The organism is Mycobacterium adipatum (assembly GCF_001644575.1).
Taxonomy (GTDB): domain Bacteria; phylum Actinomycetota; class Actinomycetes; order Mycobacteriales; family Mycobacteriaceae; genus Mycobacterium; species Mycobacterium adipatum.
Window position 1 is genome coordinate 3940323 of sequence record NZ_CP015596.1, and the last position, 13989, is coordinate 3954311.

Below are 13989 nucleotides of genomic sequence, written 5' to 3' on the forward strand. Positions count from 1 at the left end.
CGGCAGGGCCTGGAAGGTAGGGCATGAACGATCTCATCGACACCACCGAGATGTACCTGCGGACCATTTACGACCTCGAAGAAGAGGGAGTGGTGCCGCTGCGTGCACGGATCGCCGAACGGCTGGAGCAGAGCGGCCCGACGGTGAGCCAGACCGTATCGCGGATGGAACGCGACGGCCTGCTGCACGTGGCCGGCGATCGGCACCTCGAGCTCACCGAGAAGGGCCGCTACCTCGCGGTCTCGGTGATGCGCAAACACCGCCTGGCCGAACGGCTGCTGGTCGACGTGATCGGCCTGCCCTGGGAGGAAGTGCACGCCGAGGCCTGCCGCTGGGAGCACGTCATGAGTGAGGACGTGGAACGCCGGCTCGTGCAGGTCCTCGACAACCCGACCACCTCGCCGTTCGGCAACCCCATCCCCGGCCTGTCCGAACTCGGGTTCGGCGGCACCGGTAACGGCGAGGACGCCAACCTGGTCCGCCTCACCGAACTGCCCGCCGGATCCCCCGTCGCCGTCGTGGTCCGCCAGCTCACCGAACACGTGCAGGGCGATGTCGAGTTGATCAGCCGGCTCAAGGACGCCGGCGTGGTCCCCAATGCTCGAGTCACCGTGCAGGTCACCGATGACCCGGCCGAACAGGGCGGCGTGCTGATCCTGATCCCCGGCCATCAGGAAGTCGAACTCCCCCATCACATGGCCCATGCCGTGAAGGTCGAAAAAGTCTGAGGTAGGCGGCTTTTCAGCCGGCGCGCTGACCGAACGCCAGCCGCGGCGGCAGCCGCACCCCGAGTTTTGCCGCAGTTCGGTAGCCGGACAGCGCCATCTCACGGATCTGTTCCGGGCGCATACCCGATTGCAGCGCGCTGTCCAACATGACCGCCATCCGGTGCTCGGGGGCGATGCGCACCGCCTCCTCCAGCGCGATACCGGCCAGCGGGCCGTCCCCGCGTGCGTAGGCGGAGAAGGCCAGCAGAGCGAGCGCATCCGGGCGCCAGCGCGGCGGCAGTGTGCGCGCCATCAACGCCCACAGCGACTCGGCCGCGGCGGCACCGTCCCCGACCGCCAGCGCGTACAGGGTGTCGCGCACCCGCGGGTCGCCCAGCGCGCACACCACGCTGACCAGCTCGCCGTCGCCCGGTTCGGTGCCGTCGGCGAGGCGGGCGGCGGTGGACATCGCCGCGTGGACGGCCTCACGCGCGGTACGCGCGCTGCGCCTGACCTCGCCGCGGCTCGCGATGGCCGCGGCCAGGCGTGCGCCCCGGTCGGCGTCGGTGACCGCGATCACCTGCTGCAGATCGGCGCGGCGACGGTAGAGCCGCCGCCCGTCGAGCACCGCGGCCGCCGCCAGCGGCGAGGCCTCCGGATCGTCGACCTCGCCATGGGCACCGCAGCCGTCCGCGCAGTACCAGCGCCCGCCCGCGGCAATCCGGTCCACCACGAGCACGGCCAGCAGTTCGACCCCCTCGGCCGCCAGCGACCGGGTCAACGCATCGGCCAACGCCTCATGGTCGGTGCCGCATGCCTGGCAGTCGGCGCCGAACTCGTCGATGATCATCGCGATCGCGTCGTCCGGGGCCGCCGAACCCACCACCTCGGCGAGGTGGTCGGTGTTGGCCACCAGGTCCGGCGACAGGTCGACGCGGAGCACGGCGCCCAGCTCGGCGGCGTCAACGGTCACCAGCGCCAGCGAGTGTTCGGGGACGAAGCCCAGCACGGCGGGCACAGCGGCGATCAGCGAGGCGGGCCGACCGATGTCGAACCCTCGAGGTTGTGTTGTCATGCGTCTCACCGTGACCCGCGGGACCGACCGCCGGCCGCACCAACACCGCCCACGCGGGTCGACTGTGCACGAATCCGAGATTGTGGATAAGCCGGTCACCGTGCCGCGTCGGCGGCCGGCAGCAGTCTGTCCAACACATCGGCCAACGTGATGAGCCCGCGCACCCGGCTATCCTCGACGACCACCACCAGGTGGCTGCGGGTCTCCCGCATGGTGCGCAAGGCGGCGTACACCGGGGTCTCGGCCGCCAGTTTCAGCGCCGGCCGCATCAGATCGGCGGCAGTGACGGTGTCGGGCGCATGGACCGTGTCACGCACGTGCACCACACCGTCGTCCGCCACCAGCAGACGCAGGTGTCCGGTGGCCCGCGATGCGGCCTGGATGACCGCCGGTGTCGCGTCGGGGGCCACGCCGCTGGGCACGGCCCCGTCGCGGACCATGTCCCCGACGGTCAGGGCCTGCAGTTCCAGCGCGCTGACCAGATGACCGTGGTAGCGCTCATCCAGGGTGCCGACCGTCGCGGAATGCTCCACCAGGTGCCGCAGCGCATCCGGATCCTGGCCGGTGGCGACCTGATCGACCGGGTCGACGCCGACCTTGGACAGGCACCAGTTGGCCAGCCGGTTCAGTGCGCCGATCAGCGGGCGCGCCACCCACATGAAGGCCCGCATCGGGAGTGCCAGCAGGGTTGCCGACCGCTCGGGATGCGCGATTGCCCAGGACTTCGGCGCCATCTCCCCGACCACCAGGTGCAGGAAGGTGACGATGATCAGCGCGAGCACGAAACCGCCCACGTCGGCCAGCCAGGCCGGTGCACCCCAGCCCGCGATCGCGGGTGTGAGCCAGTGGTGCACCGCGGGTTTGGTGAGGGCACCCAGCGCCAGCGTGCACACCGTGATGCCGAGCTGGGAACCCGCCAGCAGCACCGAGAGCTCCGAGGCCGAACGCAGCGCAGCCCGCGCGGAACGGCTGTGCGGGGCGGCGTCTTCCAGACGGTGCCGCCGCGCGGCGATCAGCGCGAATTCCACCGCGACGAAGAAGGCACTCGCCGCGATCAGCGCCGCGGTGACGAGCGCGACCACCCATGGGCTGTTCATCGCAGCACCACCAGAACGCTTGCCGGAACGTGCTTGTCGACGCTGCGCACCGTCGCGTGCAGGTGCCGCGCGACGGGCGGATCCTCGGCGATCAGTTCGGCGGGGTCGATGCCGAGCTCGACGGTGACGCTGTCGCCGACGGTGGGCAGGCCGCCGAACTCGGCGATGACCAGACCCGCCAGCGTCTCGTAATCACCCTCGGGCAGATCGTGTCCGACGGCGCGGCTGACCTCGTCGAGCGCGACGTCGCCGCGAATCAGCCAGCCCTGCGGGGTCGCGACGATATCCTCGTCGGCGCCCGCACCGTCGTGCTCGTCGTCGATCTCCCCGACCAGTTCCTCGGCCAGATCCTCCATGGTGAGCACCCCGGCGAAACCGCCGTATTCGTCGATCACCAGGGCCATTTCGTCGCGCGCCGCGGTCAGCGTGCGCAGCGCCGCGGGCAGCGCCAACGTGGTCGGCAGAATCACCGCCGGCCGGCTCAGCGAGGCCGCGGTGGCATCCGGGTCGGCGGCACCGAGCAGGTCGTGCAGATGCACGACGCCGATCAGGTCGTCGGCGGATCCGCCCACCACCGGGTAGCGGGTGTGGCCGGTGGCCATCTTGTCCAGGACCGCGTGCACCGGCTCGTCGGCGCGCACCACGTCCACACGGGCCCGCGGGATCATCGCGTGTTCGGTACTGCGGGTGGGGAAATCGAGGATACGGTCCAGCAAGGTGGACAGGTACTCGGGGAGTTCACCGGCCTGCCGGGAGTCGGCCACGATGTGCTCCAGATCGCGCGGGGTGGCCGAATGCTCCACATCGTGCACCGGTTCGATGCGCAGCGCGCGCAGCAACAGATTCGATGAGGCGTCGAAGAGTCGGATGAGCCAACCGAATACCGCGAGATAGATGGTGGTGGACAAGGCCAGCTTGTCGGCGACGGCCTCGGGCCGGGCGATGGCGAGGTTCTTCGGGAACAGCTCGCCGAACACCATCTGCACCACCGTGGAGAAAAGCACCGCCAGCACGGTGCCGATGGCGACGCCCACCGCGATGGGCACCCCCACATCCCCGAGCAACTCGCCCAGGCCCGCGCCGATGAGCGGTTCGGCGACATAGCCGACCAGCAAGCCGGTGACGGTGATACCGAGCTGAGCGCCCGAGAGCATGAACGAGGTGCGCCGCGTCACCGCCAGCGCGCGGGCTGCGGCGGCGTCCCCGGCCTGCGCGCGCGCTTTGAGGCGGGATCGGTCCACGGCCATGAAGGCGAACTCCTGGGCCACGAAATAACCGGTCAGCGCGGTGATCGCCAACACGACCGCGATGCCGGCCAGGATTCCCAGGGCGGTCAGCATGCGGTGGCCGGGCGCGGTCTTCGGCGTTTGCGCTTGGCGCGTCTCACACAAGTACCTACGAACGACACCGCAGCGAAGTTCCCGAGCCGACTGTGCCGAATTTGTTCACACGCAATTAGCGGCACAGACATCCGGTTTGGCGGTTCCCGGCGTAGGAACGTCAGCCATGGGTTCCATGCAGGAGTACGACCTCGTCGTCATCGGTTCCGGTCCGGGCGGGCAGAAGGCCGCGATCGCCGCCGCCAAACTGGGCAAGACCGTGGCCGTGATCGAACGCGGTCTGATGCTCGGCGGTGTCTGCGTCAACACCGGCACCATCCCGAGCAAGACGCTGCGCGAGGCGGTGGTCTACCTCACCGGGATGAACCAGCGCGAGCTGTACGGCGCCAGCTACCGGGTCAAGGAGAAGATCACCCCCGCCGACCTGCTGGCCCGCACCCAGCATGTCATCGGCAAGGAGATCGACGTGGTGCGCTCGCAGCTGATGCGCAACCGCATCGAGCTCTACGTCGGGCACGCCCGCTTTCTCGATGCGCACACCGTGCACGTCGACGATCCCAACCGCGCCGAGCGGGTGACCGTCAGCGGCCGCAAGATCGTCATCGCCACCGGCACCAAACCGGCCCGCCCCGCCGGCGTGGAGTTCGACGAGCAGCGGGTGCTGGATTCCGACGGCATCCTCGACCTCAAGTCCATCCCGAGCTCGATGGTGGTGGTCGGCGCCGGCGTGATCGGTATCGAGTACGCCTCGATGTTCGCCGCGTTGGGCACCAAGGTCACCGTCGTCGAGAAGCGCCCCAACATGCTGGAGTTCTGCGATCCGGAGATCATCGAGGCGCTGAAGTTCCATCTGCGCGACCAGGCGGTGACCTTCCGTTTCGGCGAAGAGGTCACCGCCGTCGACGTCGGCACCGCCGGGACCGTCACCACGCTCGCCAGCGGCAAGCAGATCCCGGCGGAGACGGTGATGTACTCGGCCGGGCGGCAGGGGCAGACCGATCACCTGGACCTGCCCACCGCCGGGCTGGAGGCAGATGGCCGGGGCCGGATCTTCGTCGACGACAACTACCAGACCAAGGTCGACCACATCTACGCCGTCGGCGACGTGATCGGCTTTCCGGCGCTGGCCGCCACCTCGATGGAGCAGGGTCGCCTCGCCGCGTATCACGCATTCGGCGAGCCGACGCATTCGATCACCGAGATTCAGCCGATCGGCATCTATTCGATTCCCGAGGTGTCCTATGTCGGCGCCACCGAGGTCGATCTGACCAAGGATTCCGTGCCGTACGAGGTCGGGGTGTCGCGCTACCGCGAACTGGCCCGCGGGCAGATCGCCGGGGACTCCTACGGCATGCTCAAGCTGCTGGTGTCGACCGAGGACCTACGCCTGCTCGGCGTGCACATCTTCGGCACCAACGCCACCGAGATGGTGCACATCGGCCAGGCGGTGATGGGCTGCGGCGGGACCGTCGAGTACCTCGTCGACGCGGTGTTCAACTACCCGACGTTCTCCGAGGCCTACAAGGTCGCCGCACTCGACGTGATGAACAAACTGCGCGCGCTCAGCCAGTTCAAGAGCTGACGGGACTTCCCGCCACCTCCCCTGTGTTGCACCAATGTCCGGGGTCGCACACGAGCACCGCGACAAAGTGCGAGACACTAGTGAACAGGAGGTGAACCACATGGCCGATAACCAGGAGCAGCATTACCAGCCCGAGCAGAACGGTATGTACGAGCTGGAGTTTCCTGCCCCACAACTGTCCGCCACGGACGGTCGTGGGCCAGTGATGATCCACGCGCTGGAAGGATTTTCCGATGCCGGTCACGCCATCAAGCTGGCGTCCCAGCATCTGAAGGACACCCTCGACACCGAGCTGGTCGCGTCGTTCGCCATCGACGAACTGCTGGACTACCGGTCACGGCGGCCGATGATGACGTTCAAGACCGATCACTTCGCCAGCTACGACCAGCCCGAGCTGAACCTCTACGCGCTGCACGACAGCGTCGGCACCCCGTTCCTGTTGCTGGCCGGCATGGAGCCCGACCTGCGCTGGGAGCGTTTCGTCACCGCCGTGCGGCTGTTGGCCGAACGGCTGGGCGTGCGGCAGACCATCGGCCTGGGCACCATCCCGATGGCGGTCCCGCACACCCGGCCGGTCACGTTGACCGCGCACTCGGCAAATTCCGAGCTCATCGCCGACTACACCCCGTGGGTCGGCGAGGTTCAGGTACCGGCGAGTGTGTCCAGCCTGCTGGAATTCCGGATGAGCCAGCACGGGCACGACGCGGTCGGATTCACCGTGCACGTGCCGCACTACCTGGCCCAAACCGCCTACCCACCGGCCGCCGAGACCCTGCTCGCCGAGGCAGCCCGGGCGGGGGCGCTGCAGATCCCCCTGGCCGCGCTCGGGGAGGCCGCCGCCGAGGTGCACACCAAGATCAACGAGCAGGTCGAGGCCAGCGCCGAGGTGGCTCAAGTGGTGGCCCAGCTGGAGCGTCAGTACGATGCGTTCGTTGCCGCTCAGGAAAATCGCTCGTTGCTGGCACGTGACGAGGAACTGCCCAGCGGTGACGAACTGGGCGCCGAGTTCGAGAAATTCCTCGCCCAGCAGGCGGACGGCAAGTTCGGGGAGGGCTTCACCGACGGCGAGGAGTGACCGACATGACCGATCGCAAGCCGAACCTGCGCAGCGTGCCGGAGATCTCTCCGGCCCTGCAGTTCCGCACCATCCACGGCTATCGTCGAGCGTTCCGGGTCGCGGGTTCGGGTCCGGCGATCCTGTTGATCCACGGCATCGGCGACAACTCCACGACCTGGCACACCGTGCAGGCGATGCTGGCGCGGCGTTTCACGGTGATCGCGCCCGATCTGCTGGGCCACGGACAGTCGGACAAGCCGCGCGCCGATTACTCGGTGGCCGCCTACGCCAACGGCATGCGCGATCTGCTCAGCGTGCTGGACATCGACCGGGTGACCGTCGTCGGCCACTCCCTGGGCGGCGGCGTCGCCATGCAGTTCGCCTACCAATTTCCGCAGCTGGTCGACCGGCTGGTGCTGGTCGGCGCGGGCGGGGTCAGCAAGGACGTGAATGTGGCGCTGCGGGTCGCGGCACTGCCGGGGGCCACCGAAGCGCTGGCGCTGCTGCGGTTGCCGCTGGTGCTGCCCGCCCTGCAGGCGGCCGGACGCATCGGCGGGGCCCTGTTCGGGTCGACCGGACTGGGCCGCGATCTGCCCGACGCCCTGCGCGTGCTCGCCGATCTCCCCGAGCCGACGGCATCCTCGGCGTTCGCCAGGACGCTGCGCGCTGTCGTGGACTGGCGCGGCCAGGTGGTCACCATGCTGGATCGCTGTTATCTGACCGAATCCGTTCCCGTGCAACTGGTCTGGGGTACCCACGACTCGGTGATCCCGGTCAGCCACGCATGGCTCGCACATGCCGCGATGCCGGGCTCGACGCTGGAGATCTTCGAGGGATCCGGGCATTTCCCCTTTCACGACGACCCTGACCGTTTCGTCGACGTGGTGCAGCACTTCATCGACACCACGATTCCCGCGGAGTACGACCACGAACTGCTGCGCGGCCTGCTGCGCACCGGTATGAGCGAACGCGCGATCACCGGTTCGCTGAACACCAGGGTCGCCGTGCTCGACGCGATGGGCGCCGACGAGCGCAGCGCCACCTGACTACCATCGGGGTATGGCCGTCGATGTTGCAGTCCTGCGAGTGTTCACCGATGCACGGGGCGAGTTCGGCAATCCCCTCGGCGTGATCGATGCGGCGACCGTGGATCCGGCCGACCGCCAACGCGTGGCCACCGAATTGGGTTACAGCGAAACGGTGTTCGTCGATCTTCCGGAGCCGGGAGCGGCGAGCGCACACATGCGGATCTTCACTCCGGTCGCCGAACTACCGTTCGCCGGGCACCCGACGGTGGGCACCGCGTGGTGGCTCAAGCAGCGCGGCACACCGGTGCGGACGCTGCACGTCCCGGCGGGTCTGGTGCAGGTGGAGTATCTGCCGGAAGCCGACGGCGAGTGGACCGTGATCAGCGCCCGATCGGACTGGGCACCCGATATGGCCATCTACCACCTGGAGTCGGTCGAGCAGGTGCTGGCCGCCGACACCGCCGATTACACCGACGACGTCGAGCATTACCTCTGGGCGTGGACGGACGAGTGCCGGGGCGCTCTGCGGTCCCGGATGTTTGCGCCGCACCTCGGCATCGCCGAGGACGAGGCGACCGGCGCGGCGGCGGTACGGATGACCGACCACCTGAGCCGAGATCTGCTCATCACCCAAGGCAGAGGCTCCGAGATTCGTACGTGGTGGGACCCGGCGGGTTGGGTCAAGATCGCGGGCCGGGTGGTAGCCGACGCCGGCGTCCGACTGGATTGAATCAGCCGGAGGTGGAGACACGGTGGGCGCGCAGCGCCTCGATCTCCCGTTCGAAATCGTCGGCCGAGGTGAAGGACCGGTACACCGAGGCGAACCTCAGATAGGCGACCTCATCGAGATCGCGGAGCGGGCCGAGGATCGCGAGTCCCACGTCGTGGCTCGCAATCTCGGGCGAACCCGCGGCCCGCACGGCGTCCTCGACCTGTTGTGCCAACAGGTTGAGCGCATCATCGTCGACCTGTCGGCCCTGGCATGCCCGGCGCACACCCTTGATGACCTTCTCCCTGCTGAACGGTTCGGTCACCCCGCTGCGCTTGACGACCGCGAGCACCGCGGTCTCGACCGTGGTGAATCGACGGCCGCATTCCGGGCAGGACCGGCGACGCCTGATGGCCTGACCCTCATCGGTTTCCCGGGAGTCGACGACACGTGAGTCCGGGTGACGACAGAACGGACAGTGCATCACCGCTCCTTCGCCGCACCGCAGATCGACCAGTTCGAATGTCGTCGAGCCTACCTGGGTACCGCAGAGCACGCGTCAGCCGATCGGTGCGATGAGCGTCTGCCCGGCCTGCACCGTGCCTGTTTCGAGCTTGTTGAGCTCGCGGATGCGCTCGACGATCTGGCCCGCGGGCGCATCCGGGGCCACCCGGTGGGCGATGTGCTGCAGCGTCTCACCGTCCTGCACGTACACCACCGACAGGCGGGTGGGCAGCTGGACGGGCTCTTCGGTGGGACCGCCCAGCTGGGCGACGAGCCCGAGCCACAGGGTGATTGCGCCGGCCAGCAGGGCCAGCAGCACCGTGGCGGCCGGTGTGATCGGCCGGCGCCGGTGCGAGGCGCGGGACATCAGCACCCCGCTGCCGCGGTGGCCCAGGGGTGCACCACCGGGGCGGCGCGAGGATGGGACACGACGCCGGCGCACGACGACGTCGCGGGGCAGGGGCCACACCTCGGCGGCCATTGCGGGCCGCGGCGACCGAGCCGGGGCGTACGCACTGTGCCGAGTGTCCGGGCGAGCTTCGAGAATCGTCATCTGAGCGCCTCTCCGAGTAGGGGTCTTTCGCTTCTGTGTTCGAATGCTAGTCGATCATGTGTTCGATGAATAGAACATGTGATCGAACTGTTGCGAAACGATAGACCGGGGCACCGACAAGTGGACGCGTCCCGCGCGGCCACCCGCCGGGCCGAGGGCGAACACGACACGCCTCGAACACATGTTTGATTATCTGTGCGGTGGCGACTACATTCGGGCACATGAGCGACAGCACCGAAACCCCTGAGGCACGCTCCAGCCTGACCGAGCGTCAGCGCACCATCCTGGAGGTCATCCGCACCTCCGTGACCAGTCGCGGGTATCCGCCGAGCATCCGTGAGATCGGCGACGCCGTCGGCCTGACCTCCACCTCGTCGGTGGCGCACCAGCTACGCACCCTGGAACGCAAGGGTTACCTCCGCAGGGACCCGAACCGGCCCCGCGCCGTGGACGTGCGCGGTTCCGACGATGTGGTGACCCCCATCGTGACCACCGATGTGGCCGGGTCGGACGCGCTCCCCGAACCGACATTCGTGCCGGTGCTCGGCCGGATCGCCGCGGGTGGCCCCATCCTGGCCGAAGAGGCCGTCGAAGAGGTCTTCCCGCTCCCCCGCGAGCTGGTCGGCGAGGGTTCGCTGTTCCTGCTGAAGGTGGTCGGCGAATCCATGATCGACGCCGCGATCTGCGACGGCGACTGGGTGGTCATCCGCCAGCAGAACGTCGCCGAGAACGGCGATATCGTCGCGGCCATGATCGACGGCGAGGCGACCGTGAAGACCTTCAAGCGAACCCGCGGTCAGGTGTGGCTGATGCCGCACAACCCGGCGTTCGAACCGATCGACGGTAACGACGCGGTGGTGCTCGGCAAGGTCGTCACCGTGATCCGCAAGATCTGACGGACCCTCAGTCCGCCCGGACGAATCCGTTCGTCCGGGCGAATTCCTCACTGGCGAACCAGATCTCGGCCTCGGTGTCGCGGTAGCCCGGGCTCCCCGGAGCCCAGTACAAACCGGTCTTGGTGTCCGCCTTGATCGGGTAGCCCTCCGGCGCCCGGTAGCGGTCACCGGTGGCCAGCCGCATCGAGGTCCATCCGGCGTCCTCGGGCTCGTCGTCCTGTATCGCGGCGTGACGCCCACTCGGGAAATCCGGTTCGTACGCGGTCTGCGGCGGCGCGATCACCGCGGTGGGTGACTCGATCCGCGTCGGCGCGGTGTCCACGGCGTCCGGGTCGTCGTCGAAACTCAGCACCGCATCCTGCTCGGCGTCGAGCTCTTCGAGATCGTCGGCGTCGACATCGCGCTCCGCGGCGGGTTCGCCGTCGTGGTCGTCGGCGTCGTATCCGTCGCCGTCGTATCCGTCGCCGTCGTACTCGTCGCTGTCGTACTCGTCGGCGTAGTCGTCACCGCTGTAGTCGTCACCGTCCTCGGTGCCGGATTCGGCCGGCGGCGCCGACGCCCACGGGCTCTGCGGGGTGTAGGGAGCCGGTTCCGGGCGGCTGGGGTACCCGGATTCGTAGCGGTCCCCGTATCCGCCGCTGTAGCCGCGTTCGTAGGGATCCTCACCGTCGTGGTGACCGTCGTCGAAGTGGCCGTCACCGAAGTGGTCACCGTCGCGGGGACGGCGGTTACGCAGGACCGCGACGCCGATCAGCGCGAGCACACCGAGCAGCGGGATCAGGCCGAGCAGCCACCACCAGGAGAACCAGCTGGCGCCCTTGCCGGAATCGCCGTCGGCCTGCGGCCCGTCCGCCGGGGCCTGCGGCGCGTCCGCGCCCGGCACCTCGAGTCCGGCGAGCTGAGACTGCAGACCGGCGGGCTCGGTGCTGAACTTCTTGGCCGCCCGGTCCCACGAGATCGAACCACCGTTGAACTGCTGGCTGACGATATCGCCGTTCTCGGTCTGGTCGGCCTTCGGCGCCCCGAGCTCACCGGTGGCGCCACCCAGCTTCTGCCATGCGGCGTTCATCGCGCCACGCACGATGACGGCGCCGAAATCGGGTGTCCAGAAGATGACGGGCTGGTCCTCCGCGGCGAACTCGACCACCCGACTCTGCGGGGTCAGTCCGCCATCGGCCTCGCTGGTGGTGGGGAACCCCAGATCGCCGGTCGGCCCGCCGACACTCTCGTACTTGGCCAGCACCTGTCCGGTGACCACGTTGGCGCCGGTGTCGGGGCTGTAGAAGATCTTGCCGCCGGCGTAGTTCTGCCCCACGCCGTCGGCGCCGATCGCGTACTGCGCGCCCTCCTCGGCGCCCAGCGGCCCGAGTGCGCCGCCGGCGGCACGGCGGGCGGCGGCGATGGCAGAGGTGGCGTCCGAGGGGACCTCGATGGCCCCGAGCTGACCTGCCAGCTCAGGCGGCACCGTGGTGAAGGCCTTGGTCTTGCGGTTCCACGAGATCTCACCGCCGGTGAACTTCTGGGTGACGACATCGCCATTGGTGGTCTCATCCTCGCTGGGTACGCCGAGCGCTCCGGCCGAACCCCCGAGCGCATCCCAGGCCTGGTTGATGGCGCCGCGCACGACCCGCGCACCGGTGTCCGGCGTCCAGAAGATGACCGGCTTGTCCGGCGCGCTGAAGGTGGAGTTGCGACTGTTGGCCGCCCGGCCGGGGCCCTCGTCGATGGTCGGGAAGCCCAGGTCACTGTCGGCAGGACCGCCGAGCGACTCGTACTTCTCCAGGATCGCGCCGGAGACGATATGCGCGCCGGTATCGGGGGTGAAGAAGATCTTGCCCGAGGCAAAGTTCTGCCCGAAACCGTCACCGGCCGGGTAGACGCCACCGTCCTTGGGGCCCAGCGGACCGGTCTCACCGCCGCCGGTCTCCCAGGCCGCGGTGATCGCCGCGTCGGCATCACTTTCCGGCGTGGCGACGGCCGGCGGCGCCATCAACACCGACGCGAACAATCCGGCGCTCACGAGCCCTACCGCAAGCCGCCCGGCAATCCTGCTAAGCCGGGATCGCTGCCTGGTCATCGGTCCTCCCCGAAGTCGTGCAAAACCACACGAAAGTATCGCGTTCGTCAACTTTGCGTCAGCCGACCACGAAGTCGTGGGATATCGCCACCTGCGCGTTATGCGTGTCGGACCTTCACACCCCCAGGCCGCGGCCGATGATCTCCTTCATGATCTCGGTGGTTCCGCCGTAGATCGTCTGGATCCTGGAGTCCAGGAATGCCCGCGCGATCGGGTATTCACGCATGTAGCCGTAGCCGCCGTGCAACTGCAGGCAGCGGTCCACCAAACGCACCTGCGCCTCGGTGCTGTACCACTTGGCCATCGCCGCCTGATCGACGGTGAGCTTGCGGTCCAGGTGCAACCGGATGAACTCGTCGACCATGATGCGGATCGCGGTCGCCTCGGTGGCCAGTTCGGCCAGCACGAACCGGTTGTTCTGGAAGCTGCCGATCGGCTTGCCGAACGCCTTGCGCTCCTTGGTGTACTGCAGGGTCTGCTCGAGCGCGGACTCCATCGCCGCGGCGGCCATCACGGCGATGCTGATGCGTTCCTGGGGCAGGTTCTGCATCAGATAGAGGAAGCCCATGCCCTCCTGGCCGAGCAGGTTCTCCACCGGAACCTGCACATCGGTGAAGGACAGTTCGGCGGTGTCCTGGGCATCGAGGCCGATCTTGTCGAGGTGGCGTCCCCGCTCGAAGCCCGCCATCCCGCGCTCGACCACCAGCAGGGAGAAGCCCTGCGCGCCCTTCTCCGGGTCGGTGCAGGCCACCACGATCACCAGATCGGCGTGAATGCCGTTGGTGATGAACGTCTTGGACCCGTTGAGGATGTAGTGGTCGCCGTCGCGGACGGCGCGGGTCTTGATGCCCTGCAGATCGCTGCCGGTACCGGGTTCGGTCATTGCGATCGCCGTGATCACTTCGCCGCTGCAGAATCCGGGCAGCCAGCGCCGCTTCTGCTCCTCGGTGGCCAGTTCGATCAGGTACGGCGCGATGACATCGTTCTGCAGGGTGAAACCCAGTCCGCTGTGGTGGCCCGCGGCGGTCTCCTCGGTGATGACGACGTTGTAGCGGAAGTCCGGGTTGCCGCCGCCGCCGAACTCCTCCGGAACGGCCATGCCCAGAAAGCCCTGCTTACCGGCTTCACGCCAGACCTCGCGGTCGACGATCTTGGCCTTCTCCCACTCCTCCCGGAACGGTGCCGCATGGCGCTCCAGGAAGGCGCGGTAGGACTCGCGGAACAGATCGTGCTCGGGCTCGAACAGGGTGCGGTCGTATTTGACGACGCCCATCGTGTGACCTCCGGTACTGGTATCAGGGTGCGTGGCGCCCAACATATACCAACCAGATGGTTGGTAGAGCCGCCGGCCGGGGCTCTAGGAT

At 68.3% G+C, this 13989-nt stretch carries 13 protein-coding genes; 6 read left to right on the forward strand and 7 right to left on the reverse strand.

Annotated elements, in window-relative coordinates; all coding sequences use genetic code 11:
* Nucleotides 1-23 precede the first annotated feature (23 nt).
* A complete protein-coding gene (locus tag A7U43_RS18700) occupies nucleotides 24-728 on the forward strand; it encodes a metal-dependent transcriptional regulator (RefSeq protein ID WP_067998294.1) in 705 nt (234 codons plus the stop codon).
* A gap of 13 nt (nucleotides 729-741) precedes the next feature.
* On the opposite strand, the gene A7U43_RS18705 is transcribed toward A7U43_RS18700, so the two are convergent.
* The 3 genes from A7U43_RS18705 to A7U43_RS18715 all read right to left on the reverse strand — a co-directional run bounded on the left by A7U43_RS18705 (nucleotide 742) and on the right by A7U43_RS18715 (nucleotide 4219).
* Complete coding sequence (locus A7U43_RS18705) at nucleotides 742-1782, reverse strand: DUF4192 domain-containing protein (RefSeq protein ID WP_067998296.1); 1041 nt, start codon at nucleotides 1780-1782, stop codon at nucleotides 742-744.
* Nucleotides 1783-1877: 95 nt separating this feature from the next.
* The gene (locus A7U43_RS18710; RefSeq protein WP_067998298.1) at nucleotides 1878-2879 is read right to left on the reverse strand and encodes a hemolysin family protein; all 1002 of its coding nucleotides are present in this window, start codon (nucleotides 2877-2879) and stop codon (nucleotides 1878-1880) included.
* Complete coding sequence (locus A7U43_RS18715; RefSeq protein ID WP_067998300.1) at nucleotides 2876-4219, reverse strand: hemolysin family protein; 1344 nt, start codon at nucleotides 4217-4219, stop codon at nucleotides 2876-2878. Before A7U43_RS18715 ends, A7U43_RS18710 begins: the two co-directional genes overlap by 4 nt.
* Before the next feature lie 175 nt (nucleotides 4220-4394).
* On the opposite strand from A7U43_RS18715, the gene sthA reads away from it, so the two are divergent.
* From sthA to A7U43_RS18735, 4 genes are all read left to right on the forward strand, one after another.
* Nucleotides 4395-5801, forward strand: coding sequence for a Si-specific NAD(P)(+) transhydrogenase (gene sthA, locus A7U43_RS18720; RefSeq protein WP_156526146.1), 1407 nt, complete (start codon nucleotides 4395-4397; stop codon nucleotides 5799-5801).
* Nucleotides 5802-5901: 100 nt separating this feature from the next.
* The gene (locus A7U43_RS18725) at nucleotides 5902-6876 is read left to right on the forward strand and encodes a proteasome assembly chaperone family protein (protein ID WP_068003136.1); all 975 of its coding nucleotides are present in this window, start codon (nucleotides 5902-5904) and stop codon (nucleotides 6874-6876) included.
* A 5-nt stretch (nucleotides 6877-6881) separates the two neighbouring features.
* Nucleotides 6882-7904, forward strand: coding sequence for an alpha/beta fold hydrolase (locus A7U43_RS18730; RefSeq protein ID WP_068003134.1), 1023 nt, complete (start codon nucleotides 6882-6884; stop codon nucleotides 7902-7904).
* Nucleotides 7905-7917: 13 nt separating this feature from the next.
* A complete protein-coding gene (locus A7U43_RS18735) occupies nucleotides 7918-8616 on the forward strand; it encodes a PhzF family phenazine biosynthesis protein (protein WP_067998304.1) in 699 nt (232 codons plus the stop codon).
* Between the two features lies 1 nt (nucleotide 8617).
* On the opposite strand, the gene nrdR is transcribed toward A7U43_RS18735, so the two are convergent.
* Together nrdR and A7U43_RS18745 are read right to left on the reverse strand one after the other, a co-directional pair.
* A complete protein-coding gene (gene nrdR / locus A7U43_RS18740) occupies nucleotides 8618-9079 on the reverse strand; it encodes a transcriptional regulator NrdR (protein WP_068003139.1) in 462 nt (153 codons plus the stop codon).
* 75 nt (nucleotides 9080-9154) lie between these two features.
* A complete protein-coding gene (locus A7U43_RS18745) occupies nucleotides 9155-9652 on the reverse strand; it encodes a LysM peptidoglycan-binding domain-containing protein (RefSeq protein ID WP_082902207.1) in 498 nt (165 codons plus the stop codon).
* 221 nt (nucleotides 9653-9873) lie between these two features.
* On the opposite strand from A7U43_RS18745, the gene lexA reads away from it, so the two are divergent.
* Complete coding sequence (gene lexA, locus A7U43_RS18750) at nucleotides 9874-10548, forward strand: transcriptional repressor LexA (protein ID WP_067998308.1); 675 nt, start codon at nucleotides 9874-9876, stop codon at nucleotides 10546-10548.
* A gap of 7 nt (nucleotides 10549-10555) precedes the next feature.
* Here the strand turns inward: lexA and A7U43_RS18755 are convergent, their stop codons facing one another.
* Together A7U43_RS18755 and A7U43_RS18760 are read right to left on the reverse strand one after the other, a co-directional pair.
* Nucleotides 10556-12625 carry an LGFP repeat-containing protein gene (locus tag A7U43_RS18755; protein WP_067998310.1) on the reverse strand — a complete coding sequence of 690 codons (2070 nt, stop codon included), beginning with the start codon at nucleotides 12623-12625 and terminating at the stop codon, nucleotides 10556-10558.
* Between the two features lie 115 nt (nucleotides 12626-12740).
* Nucleotides 12741-13898 carry an acyl-CoA dehydrogenase family protein gene (locus A7U43_RS18760; RefSeq protein WP_067998312.1) on the reverse strand — a complete coding sequence of 386 codons (1158 nt, stop codon included), beginning with the start codon at nucleotides 13896-13898 and terminating at the stop codon, nucleotides 12741-12743.
* Nucleotides 13899-13989 lie beyond the last annotated feature (91 nt).

Coding starts and splice junctions, on each gene's coding strand:
- A7U43_RS18700 (WP_067998294.1), top strand. CDS start 24: ATGAACGATCTCATCGACACCACCGAGATGTACCTGCGGACCATTTAC.
- A7U43_RS18705 (WP_067998296.1), bottom strand. CDS start 1,782: ATGACAACACAACCTCGAGGGTTCGACATCGGTCGGCCCGCCTCGCTG.
- A7U43_RS18710 (WP_067998298.1), bottom strand. CDS start 2,879: ATGAACAGCCCATGGGTGGTCGCGCTCGTCACCGCGGCGCTGATCGCG.
- A7U43_RS18715 (WP_067998300.1), bottom strand. CDS start 4,219: ATGCTGACCGCCCTGGGAATCCTGGCCGGCATCGCGGTCGTGTTGGCG.
- sthA (WP_156526146.1), top strand. CDS start 4,395: ATGCAGGAGTACGACCTCGTCGTCATCGGTTCCGGTCCGGGCGGGCAG.
- A7U43_RS18725 (WP_068003136.1), top strand. CDS start 5,902: ATGGCCGATAACCAGGAGCAGCATTACCAGCCCGAGCAGAACGGTATG.
- A7U43_RS18730 (WP_068003134.1), top strand. CDS start 6,882: ATGACCGATCGCAAGCCGAACCTGCGCAGCGTGCCGGAGATCTCTCCG.
- A7U43_RS18735 (WP_067998304.1), top strand. CDS start 7,918: ATGGCCGTCGATGTTGCAGTCCTGCGAGTGTTCACCGATGCACGGGGC.
- nrdR (WP_068003139.1), bottom strand. CDS start 9,079: ATGCACTGTCCGTTCTGTCGTCACCCGGACTCACGTGTCGTCGACTCC.
- A7U43_RS18745 (WP_082902207.1), bottom strand. CDS start 9,652: ATGACGATTCTCGAAGCTCGCCCGGACACTCGGCACAGTGCGTACGCC.
- lexA (WP_067998308.1), top strand. CDS start 9,874: ATGAGCGACAGCACCGAAACCCCTGAGGCACGCTCCAGCCTGACCGAG.
- A7U43_RS18755 (WP_067998310.1), bottom strand. CDS start 12,625: ATGACCAGGCAGCGATCCCGGCTTAGCAGGATTGCCGGGCGGCTTGCG.
- A7U43_RS18760 (WP_067998312.1), bottom strand. CDS start 13,898: ATGGGCGTCGTCAAATACGACCGCACCCTGTTCGAGCCCGAGCACGAT.